Consider the following 17,419-nt stretch of genomic DNA (forward strand, 5'->3'; position numbering starts at 1 on the left):
AGCTCTGCCGGCCACGTCGCCGGTGATGCTGCCATGCGCGCGGGACCGGGGTGGACATAACCCGGCAGATCGTCCCGCCAGGAAACTGTCGGTGCCCGGTCGCATCATGGATGACGTGACCGATGTGCTCGAGCTGTTCTCCCCCGCGACCAGGGACTGGTTCGCCGGGGCCTTCGCCGCGCCTACCGAGGCGCAGGCGGGGGCGTGGCGGGCCGCGCACGCCGGGGAACACGCCCTGGTCGTCGCGCCGACCGGCTCGGGCAAGACGCTGGCCGCCTTCCTCTGGGCGCTGGACCGGCTGGCGACCTCGGCACCGCCCGCGGAGGCCGTCCGCCGCTGCCGGGTGCTGTACGTCTCACCGTTGAAGGCCCTGGCGGTGGACGTCCAGCGCAACCTGCGCGCCCCGCTGGCCGGGATCTCGCAGGCGACCCGGCGGCTGGGCGGTACCCCACCCGAGATCACCGTGGGCATGCGCACCGGAGACACCCCGGCCACCGAGCGCCGATCCTTCGCCCGCACCCCGCCGGATGTGCTGGTCACCACGCCGGAGTCGCTGTTCCTGCTGCTCACCTCGGCGGCAAGGGAGTCGCTGCGCGGGGTGGAGACGGTGATCGTGGACGAGGTGCACGCGATGGCCGGTGGCAAACGCGGGGCGCACCTCGCGCTGTCCCTTGAGCGGCTGGACGAGCTGCTGCCCCGGCCCGCGCAGCGGATCGGGCTGTCCGCAACCGTACGGCCGATCGACGAGGTGAGTTCCTTCCTCGCCGGTGGCAGGCCGGTCCAGGTGGTGCGGCCGGAGCTGGCCAAGACCATCGAGGTGCGGGTCGAGGTCCCGGTCGAGAACATGGCCGACCTGACCTCCCCGCCGCAACCGCGCGACCCGATGCAGCAGTCCGATATGGACGAGGAGAGGACTGGGGCGGAGCTGCCGCGACCGTCCATCTGGCCCGCCGTCGAGGAACGGGTGCTCGAGCTGATCAGGGCGCATCGCTCGACCATCGTGTTCGCCAACTCCCGCAGGCTCACCGAACGGCTCACCGCGCGGCTGAACGAGCTCGCCGCCGAACGGACCGAACTGGAACCGGGAGACACGTTCCCCGCCGAGGCCATCGGTGAGTCCGGGCTGGCCACCGGCGCCGTGGCCACCGTGGCCAGGGCGCACCACGGGTCCATGTCCCGGGAGCAGCGCACCCTGGTCGAGGAGGAGCTGAAATCGGGCAAGCTGCCCTGCGTGGTGGCCACTTCCTCGCTGGAGCTTGGCATCGACATGGGCGCGGTCGACCTGGTGGTGCAGATCGAGGCCCCGCCGACGGTGGCTTCCGGGATGCAGCGGGTCGGCAGGGCCGGGCACCAGGTCGGCGCCGTGTCCAGCGGGGTGATGTTCCCGAAGTTCCGCGGTGACCTGGTCTCCTGCGCGGTGGTGGCCGAGCGGATGGCGGCCGGCCGGATCGAGGCGGTCCGTTACCCGCGCAACCCGCTGGACGTGCTGGCCCAGCAGGTGGTGGGCATGGTCGCGGTGGAGCCGAGGACGGTCGAGGACCTCGCGGCCACCGTACGCAGGGCGGCCCCGTTCACCGCGCTGCCGGACGATGCCCTGCACGCCGTGCTGGACATGCTGGCGGGCCGCTACCCCAGCGAGGAGTTCGGCGAGCTGCGCGCGCGGATCACCTGGGACCGGGTGACCGGTGAGCTGCGCGGGCGGCCCGGGGCGCAGCGCCTGGCGGTCACCTCCGGCGGCACCATCCCGGACCGTGGCCTTTTCACCGTGACCACCCCCGGAGAGGAGGGCAAACCGGGGTCGCGGGTGGGCGAGCTGGACGAGGAGATGGTCTACGAGTCCAGGGTGGGCGACACGATCCTGCTCGGCACCTCCTCCTGGCGGGTCACCGACATCACCCACGACCGGGTCGTCGTGGTCCCCGCACCGGGTGAACCGGCGAGGATGCCGTTCTGGAAGGGGGACGCCCCCGGCAGGCCGCTGGAGCTGGGGCGTGCGCTCGGGGCCTTCGTCCGGGAGGTGGCGGCCGAGGCGGTGGCCGATCCGGAGGCGGCCCGCGGGCGGGCCACCGCGGCCGGGCTGGACGAATCGGCCAGTACCAACCTGCTCGGTTACCTGGACGAGCAGCGCCAGGCCGCGCGGCATATCCCGGATGACCGCACGATCCTGCTGGAACGTTTCCGGGACGAGCTGGGCGACTGGCGGGTGGTGCTGCACTCCCCGTTCGGCGGGCAGGTGAACGCGCCGTGGGCGCTGGCGATCGCCGCGCGGCTGCGCGAGCAGCGCGGGGTGGACGCGCAGGTGGCGCATTCCGACGACGGGATCGTGCTGCGGCTGCCCGAGACGCTGGACGACAACGGCACCGAACTCACCCTCGGCGCGCAGGACGTGCTGCTGGATTCGGAGGAGGTGGAGCAGCTGATCGTCGCCGAGGTCAGTGGATCGGCACTGTTCGCGGCCCGGTTCCGGGAGTGCGCGGCGCGATCCCTGCTGTTGCCGCGCCGGGACCCGCGCCGCCGCACCCCGCTGTGGCAGCAGCGGCAACGGGCCGCGCAGTTGCTCGGGGTGGCGGCCAAGTACGAGCGGTTCCCGGTGGTGCTGGAGGCCATGCGGGAATGCCTACAGGACGTCTATGACGTGGGCGGGCTGCGCGAGCTGATGGCCGATGTGCGGGCCCGCAAGGTGCGGGTGGTGGAGGTGGAGACCGAGTCGGCCTCGCCGTTCGCGCGCAGCCTGCTGTTCGGCTACGTCGGCATGTTCCTCTACGAGACCGATGCGCCACTGGCGGAGCGGAGGGCCGCGGCCCTTTCGCTGGACTCGGCGTTGCTGGCCGAGCTGCTCGGCACCGAGGCGATCAGGGAACTGCTGGACGCCGAGGTGGTCGAGTCGGTGGAACGGTCCCTGCAACGGCTCGACCCCGACCGGCAGGCCCGCGGCCAGGAGGACGCGGCGGACCTGCTGAAGTTCCTCGGCGACCTGTCCGAGGAAGAGGCGGGGCAGCGCGGGATCCGGCCGGAGTGGCTCGCCGAACTGGTGGCGCAGCGGCGGGTCATCCGGGTACGGATCGCGGGCGAGGAGCGCGCCATCGCCATCGAGGACGCGGGCCGGGTCCGGGACGCGCTGGGGGTGGCGCTGCCGATCGGGGTTCCGGAGGCGTTCACCGAACCGGTGGCGGACCCGCTCGGCGACCTGCTCGCCCGGTATGCCCGTGGCCGGGGCCCGTTCCCGGCACGGCAGGCCGCGCGACGCTTCGGGCTCGGGGTGTCGGTGGTGACCGGCGTGCTGGACCGGCTGACCGCCGAGGGCAGGCTGGTCCGCGGTGAGCTGAGCCCGGTGAGCCACGAGCGGATGCCCGAGCCTGGTGGGACGGAATACTGCGATGCCGGGGTGCTGCGTCGGTTGCGGCGGGCCTCGCTGGCAAAGCTGCGCGCCGAGGTGGAGCCGGTGGAACCGGCCGCGCTGGGCCGGTTCCTGCCGTCCTGGCACGGCATCGGTGGCCGGGTGAGGTCCGCACCCACCGCGGACGATGTGCTGTCCGTTGTGGACCAGCTCGCGGGCGCACCACTGCCGGCGAGCGCGCTGGAGTCACTGATCCTGCCCAGCAGGCTGCCGGGCTACTACCCCGCGCTGCTGGACGAGCTGACGGCCGCAGGCGAGGTGGTCTGGTGCGGCTGCGGGACACTGCCCGGCGGGGACGGCTGGCTGGCGCTGGCCGGTGCCGACCTGGCCGACCTGCTGCTGCCCGAGGTCGAGGAGACGGCCCCGGACGGCCCGCTGCACCAAGCGATCATCTCCACTCTGGATGGCGGGGCGCTGTTCTTCCGCCAGATGGTGGACCGGGTGACCCCGCTGCTGCCGTCCGCACCGAACGACGCCGACGTGGTGACCGCGTTGTGGGAACTGGTGTGGGCCGGGATGGTCACCGGGGACACCCTCGGGCCGTTGCGCGCGCAGGTATCCGGCCGGGGTGCCGCACACAAGCCTCGCCGGTCCGCGCCCCGGGGCCGGTATGCCCGGATGCGAGCGAGCCGCCCGGCCATGCCCTCGCGCACCGGGCCACCGACCGTGGCCGGGCGCTGGGCGCTGACCCCGCCACGGGACGCCGACCCCACCCGGCGCACACATGCCAGGACCGAGGCATTCCTGGAACGGCACGGCGTGCTCACCAGGGGCGCACTTGAAACCGAGCGGGTGAGCGGCGGATTCTCCGGGATCTACAAGGTGCTGCGCGGGATGGAGGACTCCGGGCAGGTCATCCGCGGGTATGTGGTGGAAGGGCTGGGCGCGGCCCAGTTCGCCGCGCGCGGCGCGGTCGACCGGCTGCGGGCCCTTGCCGATCCGGCGGGGCAGCGGACGGGGAACGAGGCCATCGTGCTGGCCGCGGCCGACCCCGCGCAGCCCTACGGCGCGGCACTGCCCTGGCCCACGCCGCTCGGCGAGACCAGGCACCGGCCCGCCCGCAAGGCGGGGGCGCTGGCCGTGCTGGTCGATGGGGTGCCCACGCTGTACGTGGAACGCGGCGGGCGCTCCCTGCTGTCCTTCACCGAGGACGATGCGGCCCTGCGTGCGGCGGCGCAGGCCCTTTCCACCGCCGTGCGCGAAGGCTGGCTCGGGCAGCTCGCAGTGCAGCGCGCCGATGGCGAGCAGGCGCTCACCTCCGGCCTCGCCGACATCCTGCGCGAGGCCGGTTTCCGCGCCACCCCGAAGGGCCTGCGGCTGCGTGCCTGACCCCTGCGGGTATCCCGGCAAGACCGCACTACTCCGGCTCGGCAAGACCTATCCCTGAAAGCGTGACCCGGGCCCGCGGGAGGACGCCCTCCGAGCAGCGATCCGGTCGGCTACTGGGCCATCCAGGTTAGTTCAAACACGGAAGTGTGCCATCTCTTCACAATTTCGAAGATCAATTTCTGAGAAATTCGGGTTTCGTCCGCTGCCGCCGGACCACTTTGGGGTGATGCCCATGGATGACCGTTCGAGGCCTACGCTAACGTGTGCCCGGCATGGAAATACGGCCCGCCGTTTCGACACACAAGGAGGACAGCCTTGTAGTGCCACCCGATTTCGGCATCGTCATTTATTGATCTTGATAGTTAGCACCGAGGAGATACCCGTGGTCAAGAAAGTGCTGGTTGTTGGCGCCACGACGGCTGGACTTCTGCTCATCGGAACACCAGCATTCGCTGACTCCAGCCCGGCTTCCGAGGACCGGCTGTTCGCCCAGCCCCTCGTTTCCAACGTCAACGTACTGAGCAACAACATCGTCCCGACCGGGAACACCAACGGTGGCAACGGCAACAACGCCGGCCAGGACAACATGGGTGGTAACGGCAACACCATCGGCTCGGCCAACAACGGCGGCAATGGCAACAGCAACGGCGGCAGCGGCAACATCGTCGGCAGCGGAAACCACGGCCGGCAGCATGACACGCTGGTGGCCGGCGGGCCGGGTAACAACAACGGCGGCACCGGAAACAACGCCGGCCAAGGAAACGTCGGCGGGAACGGCAACATCCACGGCAGCAACAACAACGGCGGAAACGGCAACAGCAACGGCGGCAGCGGAAACACCGTCGGCAGCGGAAACATCAACGTCGCCGGGCACCACATTGTCCTGCCACTGATCGGCGGCCCCGGTAACAACAACGGCGGCACCGGAAACAACGCCGGCCAAGGAAATATCGGCGGGAACGGCAACATCCACGGCAGCAACAACAACGGCGGAAACGGCAACAGCAACGGCGGCAGCGGAAACACCGTCGGCAGCGGAAACCACGGCTGACCAGAAAGCGGTCGACGGCAGGGCAACCGACGCGGTTGCCCTGCCGTCGACCGGTAACGACCTCGCGCGGGCCGGCCCGGGATTGTCGGTGCTGGGTGTGACGATGAGCCGATGGTCGTAGTTTTCGATGCCGAGCTGTGGGTATGGGATGCCCGCCGCGGGGACAGCTGGATCTTCGTCAGCCTCCCGATCGAGGAATCCGAGGAGATCCGGGACCTGGCCGGTCCACCGGGTCGTGGCTTCGGCTCACTGCGGGTGCGGGTCACCATCGGCGGGACCACCTGGCGGACCTCGATCTTCCCGGACAGCGCGCGGGGCAGCTATGTGTTGCCCGTCAAACGGGCCGTCCGCCAGGCGGAAGCCCTCGACGCGGGCGACCTCGCGACCGTGACGGTCGAGCTCATCGACCTGTGACCGGCGGCAGCGCGCCGGCATCGGCCCGCACGTGCGCGCGCATCCCGTGCGGGCCGAACAGGATGAGCAGCTCGACCACCGCACCGTCGGCGCTGCCCAGCCAGTGCGGCAGGTTCGTGTCGAACTCGGCTGCCTCGCCGGGCGGCACGATCAGGTCGCGCTCACCGAGCACGAGCCGCAGGCGTCCATTGAGCACGTAGAGCCATTCGAAGCCCTCATGCGTCTGCGGGTTCGGTTCGAGTGGTTCCGGCTGGGCCGGAATGATCATCTTGAACGCGTGCACCCCGCCGGGCCGCCGGGACAGCGGCACGAAGGTAATCCCGAACCGGCGAATCGGCTTGAGGTGGATCCGGGGGTCGCCGGTGCGCGGGGCGCCGACGAGGTCGTCCAGCGGAACGTCGTAGGTGCGGGCCAACGGCAGCAGCAACTCCAGCGTCGCCCGGCGCCGTCCGCTCTCCAACCGGGACAGGGTGCTCTCCGACACCCCGGTCGCCGCCGCGAGGTCGGCGAGGGTAATGCCGCGCTCGCGGCGCAGCGCCCGTAACCGCGGCCCCACCGCGTCGAGCACGTCTTCCGTTCCACGGTCCACCGAGCCATCTTGCCGGAACGGCAAGATTTCGTGCCAGCCGTGCCGGGCCTGGCAAGACTGGGCGCACACCGACAGCACATATGGACAGGAGTTCTGATGAGCACCGATGCGGCCACGTTCTGGGACGGCGTGCACGCGGACCGGTCGGCAGTCGCCGATCCGCGGCCGAACGACCGCCTCACCGAGACGATCGCGGGCCTGCCGCCCGGCGAGGCGCTGGAGCTCGGATGCGGCGACGGCGGCGACGCACTGTGGCTCGCCCGCCAGGGCTGGCGGGTCACCGCGGTCGACATCTCGGCCGTGGCGCTCGAGCGGCTCGCCACCCTCGCCCGCGCGCACGGCCTTGCCGAACGCATCGGCATCGAGCGGCACGACCTGCGCGAGTCCTTCCCGCAGGGGGAGTTCGACCTCGTCTGCGCCCACTATCTGCACACGCCCTTCGACCTGGCCCGCGCGACCGTGCTGCGCTCGGCCGCGCGGGCGCTGCGCCCTGGCGGGCGGCTGCTGGTCGTCGACCACGGCTCGACCGCGCCGTGGTCGTGGAACCAGGATCCCGACCTCCGGTACCCGAGCCCCCAGGAGGTCGCCGCGGGTATCGATCTGGACCCGGCGACCTGGCCGGTCGAGCGGGCCGAGGCGCCCCGCAGGATCGCGACCGGGCCGGGCGGGCGCACCGCCGAGGTCACCGACCACATCCTGCTGATCCGCCGCGGCACCGCCTGACCCTGCCGACCGTGCCGCTCCCGACGAAGGAAGGAACCACCGTGCCCAGTACCACGCGCCGCAACCGCCGCCGCGACACCCCGCCACCCCGCACCGGCAGCAGCGAGACCGAGGTCCTGCGCGGATTCCTCGACTACCTCCGGTCCTCGATCGCCGCCAAGGTCGAGGGTGCCCCCGAACCGCAGGTACGCACGGCCGCGGTGCCGTCCGGCACGAACCTGCTCGGCCTGCTCAACCACCTGACCTTCGTCGAACGTTCGATGTTCCTCGGGGACGAGGTCACCGACTGGCAGGCGACGTTCCAGGCCGCACCGGCGGACAGCGTGGCCGCTGTCCTCGCCCGCTACCGCAAGGCCGTCCAGGCCGCGAACCTCGTGCTCGAGGGATGCACCGATCTCGGCGCACCCCTCCCCCGTCCGCGGCCGGACCGCCCCGCGCCCAGCATCCGCTGGGCACTGACCCACATGATCGAGGAGACCGGCAGGCACGCGGGCCACGCGGACATCCTCCGCGAACTGATCGACGGCACGACCGGGCGCTGAGTGGCCAGGACGGCCGCGCCCGGATCGCCCTCCGCAGCTACCGGCCGACGCCGACCTGAGCCTGGGTCTCGAGGAGCAGTTTCGCGGCCACCGTCGCCCCATCGGCTCGGATCGTTCCGGCCACGGCCCCGGCACGGGCTCGGGTCCCCGGGTCCAGGGCCGTGGTGAGCGCGGTGGAGAGGGAGTCCACGGTCGGTGTCGAGCCCTCGTGTGCCACACCGATACCCAGTTCGGCCACGCGGTCGGCAAAGTACGGCTGGTCCGCGATCTGCGGCACCACCACCTGCGGTGCGCCGGCCCGCGCCGCCGTCGTCGTGGTGCCCGCGCCGCCATGGTGCACGACGGCGGCCACCCTGCGGAACAGGGCTTGCTGATTGACCTCGCCGACGACGAAGCAGTCCTCCGCGTCGTCGATCGGGGCCAGTTCGGCCCAGCCGCTGGCGAGCACGATCCGGCGCCCCCGCGCGCGGACCGCCTCGATGGCCACCCTGGCGATGTCCTTCGGGGCATAGGAGGCCATGCTCCCGAAGCCCACGTACACCGGTGGCGCGCCGGCGTCAAGGAACGCCTCCAGCCCTTCCGGGAGCGGGCGGTCGTCGGGCAGGATCCACGCCCCGGTGTGCACGAGGTCGAGGTCCGTCCAGCCCTGCGAAGGACACAGCACCGGGTCCGCCGCCAGCCACGGCTGGTCGGTGAAGACGTAGTCGCGGACGTTGTCCACCGGCGGCAGCCCGATCGCCGCCCGATGGCTGTTCAGCGCCTCGCCGTACAGCGCGTTCACCCGCTTGGCGTCCTGCTCCCACAGCGTCTCGAGGTCGGTCTCCCCCTGCGGCGAGGGTGTGCCCGGCCGCGCCCCTGGCGCGAAGTACCGCGAGGGCAGCCCGTAGAGCTGCAAGCAGGCGTACACGTAGCGGATACCTAGCTTCTCGGCCACATCCCTGGCGCCTGCCGGCATCAGGCCGGCCGCCAGCAGCAGGTCACACCCCTCGGCCGCGGCGGTCAGCGTCTCGAACCGCGCGGTGACCAGCTCGGCGGCGAACCGGAAGGCGTCTTCCGCAGTCGGTGGTTTCGGCCCGGCGACCACCGAGCGCACCGAAGGGCCCAGTGGCACCAGCGGCACGCCGACCCGCTCCAGCAGCCGCGCGAACTCCTCGTCCGGAGGCGCGCACACCCGCGCCTGGACGCCGAGTCCCCGCAACGCCACCGCGAGCCCCACCACCGGTTCGACATCCCCGCGCGATCCCACCGTCGTCAACAACACGCGCACTTAGCGACTCCCATTTTCGCAGGTAAACGACTTGAGACCGGCAATTCTGCGGTACCGCCCGGGTCTTGCCGCAAGCCCCCCAGTACGCTATAAATTGAAAATGGCAGGGAGGTGCGGTTCTTTCGCCTTCCCATTAAAAGCCGGGCGCGGTCGCCGCAGGCGGGAACCGGGCTACTGGTAGGAGATCATCATCGGCGTGGGGCGCCGGGACATGGTCTGCTCCGGGGTGAGCATCGGGTGGTCCTCGTCGTAGAAGTTCTTCCAACCCAACGGAACCTCACCGGGACGGGCCCCGACCACCGCGCGCCAGGTGGCGTCCTTCTGCCCGGTCGAGCCCTGCCCGTCCATGTGGATCAGCAGCGACAGCTCGTCCCGGTCGGTGACCAGGGCGGACTCGTTCCGGATCATGGACAGCCGGAACTGGTGCACCACGAAGAGCTTCTGCGGCAGGTCGTGCTCGGCCGTCAGCTCGGCCAGCCAGGCCGAGGTCCGGTTGATCTCCGCCGCGTCCACGCCGCCGACCTGCTGGAGCGGTAGCTGGTCCGGACCGAGCTTCCATTCCGGGTCGATGGCGAGCCCGACGTGGGGTAGCCGCAGCAGCGGCTCGTACCGCCGCGCCTGCGCCGCCAGGTCGGCCCGCCCCGGTTGCAGGTCGAGCAGGACGTACAGCCCGGCCGCACCGGCCCGCTCCACCCATGGGCGTAGCGAGGCGACGCTCGACTCACCGGAGTAGTCCCCGTCCGGCCCCGGCTCGCCGTGTGCCACTGTCGCGATGATCTCGAAGGCCGGTACGACCGGAACCCGGCTGAGCGGTTCGTACTTCGCGGCCATGCGCCGGGCCCGCTCGATACTCGCCCCGACTCCCTGCTCCCCGAGCACACCAAGGGAGGGCGCACCCGGATGGCCGTACAGGCAGACCAGCCGCCTGCCCGGCAGCATGACCTGACCGCCGCCGGGCAGCCGCGTGCCCTTCGCGGCCACCTCCAGCCTGGCCCGCAGGCGCTCGGCGGGACCGAACTCCTTTCCCAGCGCCAGCACGGCTCCGGGCGGGTCGGCGTGCAGCGCCTCGATGGCCGCCGGGTCGGCCCGTGGGTCGGTGCCGTGCACCGGGACGATCGTCGCGCCCACAGCCCTGGCCGTTGCCACCGCGGCCGGATCGTCTCGTCCCTGGTCGACCAGCACGGTCACCCCGGCGGGCTCGGGAGCGGCGGTGACGGGCAGTTCCGCAGGCAGCTCCGGCACCGAGCCGGGATCCCCGGCGGGTTCGATGCCGAACACCGGTACCGCACCCTCCTGTTTCCGCTCCTGCTGCGCCCGCGCCACGCGCTGTGCCCGCGATCCGATGGCCAGCACCGCGCGCGGATCGAGCCGGGCCAGCTCCGGCCCCGGGTCGACGCCGGTCGCGGTGAGCAGAACGGGCGCCCCCAGCCTTTCGGCGATCGTTCCCGCGGTCGCCACACCATCCCGGTCCCGCTCGGCGGCGAGCACCGCGACCGGCGCGCTGCGCAACAGCGCGGCGCTGGTGGCGATCGCGGCCTCCGCACCGGGGCGCGCCGCCAGTACCGTGGTCGGCCGGGGCGGGCGCTGGGCCTGCGCCCGGTGCACCGGGGGTTCGCCCGTGGTCGAGGGGGTCGGCGACTCGGCAGGCTCAGTGCAACCCGCGGGAAACACCAGCGCCAGCACGAGGGTGACCAAGATCAACGGCCGGCCTCGGATCGGCAGGTTGCGCACCCGTGCGGCACCTTTCGCCAAGCGTTCGTGCTCACCGCAGCCTATCGCCGGGACCCGGCACGCAGAAGAGGCTCGGGTAACGGATTGCCCGGCGCGGCTCGCGGATAGGGTGAGCCCTCCCTGCCCGAGTTCTCGCCCGCGAAACGGAGGACGTGACGATGGCCGTGCGCGAGCTGCGGTACTTCGGCGATCCGGTGCTGAAGAGTGTCGCGGACCCGGTGACCCGGTTCGACAAGGCGACCGAGGCACTGGTCACCGACCTGCTGGACACGGTGGCGGGCCCCGGCAGGGCCGGGCTGGCCGCGCCGCAGATCGGGGTCGGGCTGCGGGCGTTCAGTTACCACGTCGAGGACCAGGTGGGCTACGTGCTGAACCCGGAACTGGTGGAGCTGTCCGAGGAGACGCACGAGATCGACGAGGGCTGCCTTTCCGTGCCCGAGCTGTGGTTTCCCACCCGCCGCGCGAAGCGGGCCGTGGTGCGCGGGGTGGACCTGCGCAACGAACCGGTCACCGTGCGGGGCGATGGGGTCATGGCGCAGTGCCTGCAACACGAAACCGACCACCTGGACGGAATTCTCTACCTGGACCGGCTGGCGGCCAATCGCAAACGCGAGGCGTTGCGCGAGGCCCGGCAACGGGACTGGTTCTGGCGTAAGTAAATCCGGTTCCGTTCGAGTAACAGCCATGTCCCATGTGGACAACGTTCGGTGTCCCCGGTCGGGCACTGGCTCCAGTGGGGGAACGGACACCTCCGTCCGGCACGGAATCCCGGCCGGTATTACCTCCGTTGGTCGCTAGCGATCGCGCGCCACGTCGATGACACTCCGCGAACGCCCTACTGAAATCTCACACGAACAGGTGGGAGGTCGGTGGGGCGCGCCTTCGGTTGAGCCCTTGTCGGGGCCAAGCAGGTCTCACCGAGGTCGTTCACTCCCCCGTTGAGGAAGGACGTGGCATGACCCCACGTAGATGGCGCCGGAGCGGCCGGATCGCCTTAGGGACGGCGCTCACCGCAGCGGTGACCGGGGCGGTGCTGGCCGCGACGCCGGTCACCGCGGCCGCCGATCCGGCACCCGGCGATCCCGGCGGCGCCGGTGATGACGCCGAGATCAGCAAACATGACGAGGAGTTGCTGGCCAAGGCGGAGCAGCGCGGCGAGCGCACCGTCAAGGTGCTGGTCGCGACCGACCGGCGGGCCGGTACGCGCGGCGTCGACGAACTGAGCCGGGCGGGCGCGAAGGTGGAGTACCGCGCGGACGAACTCGGCTATGTGCGCGCCGAGGTTCCTGTGGACAGGGTCAAGAAGATGGCCGGGCTGCCGGGCGTGCAGGCCCTGGACGTGGACGAGGAACTCCCGCTGCCCGAGCCGCGGCCCGCGGGCGCGGACGACCCCACCCCGCAGCCACCGCCGGACGCCGAGACTCCCCGGGTGAACCCGTACATGCCGACCGGCGACACCGGTGCGGCACAGTTCGCCGAGAAGCACCCGAAATGGGACGGCCGGGACGTCACGGTCGGCATCGTGGACACCGGCGTCGACCTGGACCACCCCTCCCTGAACGTCACCAGCACCGGCGAGCGCAAGGTCGTCGACTGGGTGACCTACACCGACGGCCGGTTCACCGGCGGGGTCAACAACGACAACGACCCCACCTGGATCAACATGAACACCGAGGTCCAGGGCACGACCTTCGCCGCGGCCGGCACGGAGTACACCAGCACGGGCACGGGCGGCTACCGCTTCGGCGTGTTCGACGAGCGTGACCCCAGGCTCGGCGGCCAGGTCGGCAACGACGTCAACCGGGACGGCAACCCCGCAGGTAGCGAGGGCACCTACGGTGTGCTGTGGGACGAGGACACCAACACGGTCTGGGTGGACGCCAACCAGAACCAGGACTTCACCGACGACGCCCCGATGACCGACTACAAGGTCAAGCAGGACGTGGGCACCTTCGGCACCGACGACCCGGACACCCCGGTGCGCGAGGCCATGCCGTTCGTGGTGCAGACCGATCCGGCGAACAAGGTCGTCAACATCGGCATCGTGTCCGGTGCGCATGGTTCGCATGTGGCGGGCATCGTCGCGGGCAACGACCTGTTCGGTGGCTCCATGCAGGGCGCGGCGCCCGGCGCCAAGCTGGTTTCGGTGCGGGTCTGCCTTTTCGTCGCGGGCTGCACCAGCCACGCGCTGGTCGAGGGCATGATCTACGCCGCGCGGGACGCCGAGGTCGACGTGATCAACATGTCCATCGGCGGCCTGCCCGCACTGAACGACGGCAACAACGCGCGGGCCGAGCTGTACAACCGGCTGATCGACACCTATGACACCCAGATGTTCATCTCGGCGGGCAACTCCGGCTCCGGGGTGAACACCGTCGGCGATCCCTCGGTGGCGAGCAAGGTACTCAGCGTCGGCGCCTACATCAGCAAGGCGACCTGGCAGCGCAACTACGGCTCGGACGCGGCCAACCTGGACAACCTGCACGGCTTCTCCTCCCGCGGCCCGCGCGAGGACGGCGGGTTCAAGCCGGACATCATCGCGCCGGGAGCGGCGATCTCCCCGATCCCGACCTGGCAGGAAGGCGGCCCGGTCGCCGGGACCTACGCACTGCCACCCGGCTACGCCATGTACAACGGGACCTCGATGGCCTCACCGCAGGCCGCCGGGGCCGCGGCACTCCTGGTGAGCGCCGCCAAGGCACGCAACGTCGCGCACACCCCCGAGGACCTGCGCAGCGCGTTCACCGACTCCGCCCGGTTCATCCCCGGCTACCAGGCCTACGAGCAGGGCACCGGGCTGATCGACGTGAACAAGGCGTGGAACCGGCTGCGGCGCGGCCCGGACACCACCGACATCAGCTCCTCGGTGCCGGTGAACACCGTGCTGTCCGACTTCCTCAGCCCGGCGGGCGTCGGCGTGGGTATCCACGACCGGGAGGGAGTGCGGGCCGGTGACCGGTACGTGCGGGAGTACACCTTCACCCGCAACTCCGGTCCGGACCACCCGGTCACCTACCGGGCCCGCTGGATCGGCAACGACGGCACCTTCAGCTCGCCGCCGACGATCCAGCTACGTAAGGGTTACGCGGTGAAGTACAGGGTGACCGTCAACCCGCGCTCGGCGGGGGCGCACTCGGCGATCCTGCAACTGGACAGCCCGATGACCACCGGGGTGGACCACCGGACGCTCAACACCGTGATCGCGGCGGAGGACTTCACCGAGCGGAACGGGTACTCGATCCGGCACGGCGGTCAGATCGGCCGGAACGAGACGAAGAGCTACTTCGTCAGGGTCGAGCCGAACACCCCGGCGCTGAAGATCGACATGCAGGGCGGCGGGGACGCCGAGGGCGCGGGGCAGATCCGCTTCCTGCGGTTCCACCCCTACGGCATCCCGCTGGACGACAACTCCTCGCTGAACTGCTACCACCCGCAGGTCGTCCCGAACGGCGGCTGCGCGGGCAGCCCGACCAGCCGCACGGTCAGCGAGCCCACGCCGGGCGTGTGGGAAATCGTGATCGAGGCGCGGCGTACCTCGGACACCGCCTTCGCGCCGTACACGGTGACCGCATCGGTGCTCGGGGCCTCGGTGTCGCCGAACCCGGACACCATCCCGTCCGCCCCGCAGGGCGAGCCGGTGGAACGGGAGTACACCCTGCGGAACCTGTTCGGCCCGTTCACCGGCCGGGCGGAGGGCACCCACCTCGGCAGCGCGAAGCTGGCCACGCCGACCATCGGCGACGGTGAGCAGCAGCAGTACCCGGTCACCGTGACCGAGGGGGCCAGCCAGCTGCGGGCCCGCATCGGCAGCCCCTCCGATATCGGCGCGGACCTGGACCTGACGGTGTACAACTGCACCGCGGGCGCCTGCCTCCAGGCCGGGCAGAGCGCGGACGGGGACTCCGAGGAGTCGGTCACCATTCCCAACCCGGCCGCGGGCCAGTGGGTGATCGTGGTGGACGGCTACGCGGTGCCCGCGGGTACCACGGAGTTCTCCTACCTCGACGTGTTCAGCGGCGCGTCGTTCGGCTCCGTCGCGGTGTCCGACGAGCACGCGCTGCGGCCCGCCGGAGCACAGTGGACGGTGCAGGGCACGGTGACCCCGCAGGCGGCCCCCGGCGAGGGCCGGGTGCTGCTGGGCACCGTCGATGTCCGCACCGACGCCGGGGTGCTCGTGGGCAGCGGGGACGTGATCGTGCAGAACGTCACGACCTGATGCCCTCACCACCCGGATAAGCAGCCGTATCCACGGCCAGGAACGGGGCCTCACCCGCGTGGTGGGGCCCCGTTCCCGATGGCACCACGGAAACACCGATCCGCAGCGACCCGTCCTCCGCGTACTCCGCTGCCGCCAGCCCGGCCCGCAGCGCGGCGCGCCGGACGCCGTCCTGGCCGGGCAGGCAGACCGCCACGAGCTCGCGGTAGCCGCGGCCCGCGGCGAGTACGGCGAGCCGGGACAGCAGCCCGCTGCCGACGCCCTGGCGCTGCCAGGCGTCCGCCACCAGCAGGGAGACCTCGGCCGCCCGCTCCGTGCCCTGCGCGATGAGCTGCCCGATGGCGACCACCTCCCGGCCGTGCCTTGCCAGCACGCTCAGCCCGCGCGGGGGCATCAGCAGCCGCCGCGACCAGCGTCGCGTGATCGTGCGCAGACCCGTGTGATACCGCAGGAACAGGGTGTCCGGTGAGCAGCGCGCGTGCAGCTCCCGCACCGCGTCGGCGTCCGCGGGGCCGCCCTCGCGCAGCACCAGGTCCGCGCCGGCCTTGGTGGTCAGCACGGACGGCGCGGCCAGATTGGCCCGTTCCGCGCCGAGCAGGTCGAGCAGGGCTCGTGCCCTGGCGAGTTCCAGTTGCACGAACGGCGCCCAGCTCCGCCTTGCGACCAGTACTCGCCCGCCACCGACCGGCAGCACGGCCCGGTGCCCGCTCTCCGCGCGCGCGGTGTTCGCCTCGCTCGCGGGCAGTGTCGTCACCACATCCGCGGCGAGCACCTCGCGGACCGCCTCGGCGTGCCCTTCGGGGTCGAGCACCGCGCGCCGGGCCGCGGCCAGCGCGGCGGTCGAGGTGTCGACCAGCTCGGTGAGATCGGCGTCGGTGATTCCGGCGCAGGCGCATCCCTCGGCACTGATCGCCTCGACCAGATGTGACCTGGTCAGCCCCATCGGCGGCCGGACCACCACCTCGTCGAGTACCCCTCCCGGCACCGGAAGCACGGTGACGCCGAGGATGTTGCACTCCAGATCGGCCAGCCGGATCGCCACCTTGGCCAGCGTGCCCGGCCGGTCGTCCATCCGGATCCGCACCCGCCAGACCAGCGAGGTGGGGTTTTCCTCGCCCGCGGTGTGCGGCCACACGAACCGTTCGTCCCCTGCCTGGATGTTCTCCATCGGTCCACGGTCCGCCGCCGGTGTTGCCGATCGGGGGCACCGGTGTTGCGCGGGTGCTACAACGCCGTCCCGTCCTCGGCCGCCCGCTTGACCGCCGCCAGCCGGTGGTCCCAGAAGGCGGCGAGATCGGTCAGCCAGCGTGCCGCCGCGTCCAGCGAGTCCGGGCGGACCTGGTACAGCACCTCACGCCCGGACCGCCCGGCGGTGACCAGGGCGGCCTCACCGAGAACGTGCAGGTGCTTGAGCACCGCCTGACGGGACACCGGGAGCTGGGCGGCGAGAGTGGTCGCGCTGGCCTGGCCCGCCTCGGCGAGCGCGGCCAGCACCTGCCGCCGGGTCGGATCGCCCAGCGCCACGAACACCGGCCCCATGTCCTGCCGATCGGTGCTCACTGCCCGTCTCCCTCACTCCTCGGCCAGGCGCTTGAGTACGTCCAGCTGCTCGGCCCAGCCCCCGGTGTTGTCCCCGAAGGCCCTTTCCCTGGCCTCGTCCGTGGTCGCCAGCGCGGCGAACCCGCTCTCGGCCACCCGCAGCACCGTGCCGCCGTCCCGCTCGGTCAGCCAGAACTCGATCAGCGTGGAGTTGCCGGTGCCCGGATCCTCACCGGGAAACGCGCTGGCCCAGCGGTAGGCGAGATACCGCCGCGGTTCGGTCTGCTCCAGCCGCACCGGGAAGCGACCGTACCGGGGGTCCTGCACCACCTCCAGGTCCCCTTCCCGCCACTGGCGCCTTCCCGTCCGGTCGCCGGCGTCGCTGATCCACCAGCCGGGCTCGGTGACCAGTGACCACACCCGCTCCACCGGGGCGTCGATGACGATCTCGCGTTCGATCCTGTCCGGGGTTCCCATCGCATTCTCCCTACCGTCTCGTTGACGTGCTACCCACAGGTTGCACTAATCGACAGATTAGCGCAACCATGGAGTTGCACGTTGGTCGTGGACGGCAAACGCGTGCGAGTGGTGGGCAAACGCGTGGATGTGGGCGGCAAACAC

General features: G+C 71.4%; 13 protein-coding genes. 7 read left to right on the plus strand and 6 right to left on the minus strand.

The window, feature by feature from the left end:
• The first annotated feature begins 106 nt into the window (after positions 1-106).
• From KOI47_RS24935 to KOI47_RS24945, 3 genes are all read left to right on the plus strand, one after another.
• The gene (locus tag KOI47_RS24935; protein ID WP_216217533.1) at positions 107-4,726 is read left to right on the plus strand and encodes an ATP-dependent helicase; all 4,620 of its coding nucleotides are present in this window, start codon (positions 107-109) and stop codon (positions 4,724-4,726) included.
• 382 nt (positions 4,727-5,108) lie between these two features.
• Entirely contained in the window at positions 5,109-5,777 is a 669-nt protein-coding gene (locus tag KOI47_RS24940; RefSeq protein WP_216208144.1) for a hypothetical protein, read from the plus strand.
• Positions 5,778-5,888: 111 nt separating this feature from the next.
• Entirely contained in the window at positions 5,889-6,191 is a 303-nt protein-coding gene (locus KOI47_RS24945; protein WP_216208147.1) for a DUF1905 domain-containing protein, read from the plus strand.
• Here the strand turns inward: KOI47_RS24945 and KOI47_RS24950 are convergent.
• Entirely contained in the window at positions 6,178-6,780 is a 603-nt protein-coding gene (locus tag KOI47_RS24950; protein WP_216208151.1) for a helix-turn-helix domain-containing protein, read from the minus strand. The genes KOI47_RS24945 and KOI47_RS24950 overlap by 14 nt on opposite strands.
• Positions 6,781-6,876: 96 nt before the next feature.
• Here KOI47_RS24950 and KOI47_RS24955 point away from each other — a divergent pair, with 96 nt between their 5' ends.
• Together KOI47_RS24955 and KOI47_RS24960 are read left to right on the plus strand one after the other, a co-directional pair.
• Positions 6,877-7,503, plus strand: a complete 627-nt coding sequence (locus KOI47_RS24955; protein ID WP_216208154.1) for a class I SAM-dependent methyltransferase — start codon at positions 6,877-6,879, stop codon at positions 7,501-7,503.
• Positions 7,504-7,544: 41 nt separating this feature from the next.
• Complete coding sequence (locus KOI47_RS24960; protein ID WP_216208156.1) at positions 7,545-8,045, plus strand: DinB family protein; 501 nt, start codon at positions 7,545-7,547, stop codon at positions 8,043-8,045.
• A 37-nt stretch (positions 8,046-8,082) separates the two neighbouring features.
• Here the strand turns inward: KOI47_RS24960 and KOI47_RS24965 are convergent, their stop codons facing one another.
• Positions 8,083-9,312, minus strand: coding sequence for a glycosyltransferase (locus KOI47_RS24965; RefSeq protein ID WP_216208159.1), 1,230 nt, complete (start codon positions 9,310-9,312; stop codon positions 8,083-8,085).
• Positions 9,313-9,483: 171 nt separating this feature from the next.
• Positions 9,484-11,043 (minus strand): hypothetical protein, encoded by a 1,560-nt coding sequence (locus tag KOI47_RS24970; RefSeq protein ID WP_216208162.1) that lies wholly within the window; start codon positions 11,041-11,043, stop codon positions 9,484-9,486.
• A gap of 158 nt (positions 11,044-11,201) precedes the next feature.
• Here KOI47_RS24970 and def point away from each other — a divergent pair, with 158 nt between their 5' ends.
• A complete protein-coding gene (gene def, locus KOI47_RS24975; protein ID WP_216208165.1) occupies positions 11,202-11,702 on the plus strand; it encodes a peptide deformylase in 501 nt (166 codons plus the stop codon).
• Positions 11,703-11,998: 296 nt separating this feature from the next.
• The gene (locus KOI47_RS24980) at positions 11,999-15,259 is read left to right on the plus strand and encodes a S8 family serine peptidase (protein ID WP_216208169.1); all 3,261 of its coding nucleotides are present in this window, start codon (positions 11,999-12,001) and stop codon (positions 15,257-15,259) included.
• On the opposite strand, the gene KOI47_RS24985 is transcribed toward KOI47_RS24980, so the two are convergent.
• The 3 genes from KOI47_RS24985 to KOI47_RS24995 are packed head-to-tail and all read right to left on the minus strand — an operon-like array spanning position 15,249 to position 17,275.
• Positions 15,249-16,427 (minus strand): GNAT family N-acetyltransferase, encoded by a 1,179-nt coding sequence (locus KOI47_RS24985; RefSeq protein WP_216208172.1) that lies wholly within the window; start codon positions 16,425-16,427, stop codon positions 15,249-15,251. The two genes, KOI47_RS24980 and KOI47_RS24985, sit on opposite strands and share 11 nt — an antisense overlap.
• 56 nt (positions 16,428-16,483) lie before the next feature.
• Positions 16,484-16,819, minus strand: a complete 336-nt coding sequence (locus KOI47_RS24990; RefSeq protein ID WP_332461425.1) for an ArsR/SmtB family transcription factor — start codon at positions 16,817-16,819, stop codon at positions 16,484-16,486.
• A gap of 12 nt (positions 16,820-16,831) precedes the next feature.
• A complete protein-coding gene (locus tag KOI47_RS24995) occupies positions 16,832-17,275 on the minus strand; it encodes an SRPBCC domain-containing protein (protein WP_216208174.1) in 444 nt (147 codons plus the stop codon).
• Positions 17,276-17,419: the final 144 nt, after the last annotated feature.

Origin of the sequence: Amycolatopsis aidingensis, from assembly GCF_018885265.1 — a bacterium.
GTDB lineage: Bacteria > Actinomycetota > Actinomycetes > Mycobacteriales > Pseudonocardiaceae > Amycolatopsis > Amycolatopsis aidingensis.

Bases quoted from the DNA above. Each gene is read 5' to 3' on its own strand.
- KOI47_RS24935 (WP_216217533.1), top strand. From the start codon at position 107: ATGGATGACGTGACCGATGTGCTCGAGCTGTTCTCCCCCGCGACCAGG.
- KOI47_RS24945 (WP_216208147.1), top strand. From the start codon at position 5,889: ATGGTCGTAGTTTTCGATGCCGAGCTGTGGGTATGGGATGCCCGCCGC.
- KOI47_RS24955 (WP_216208154.1), top strand. From the start codon at position 6,877: ATGAGCACCGATGCGGCCACGTTCTGGGACGGCGTGCACGCGGACCGG.
- def (WP_216208165.1), top strand. From the start codon at position 11,202: ATGGCCGTGCGCGAGCTGCGGTACTTCGGCGATCCGGTGCTGAAGAGT.
- KOI47_RS24980 (WP_216208169.1), top strand. From the start codon at position 11,999: ATGACCCCACGTAGATGGCGCCGGAGCGGCCGGATCGCCTTAGGGACG.
- KOI47_RS24985 (WP_216208172.1), bottom strand. From the start codon at position 16,427: ATGGAGAACATCCAGGCAGGGGACGAACGGTTCGTGTGGCCGCACACC.
- KOI47_RS24995 (WP_216208174.1), bottom strand. From the start codon at position 17,275: ATGGGAACCCCGGACAGGATCGAACGCGAGATCGTCATCGACGCCCCG.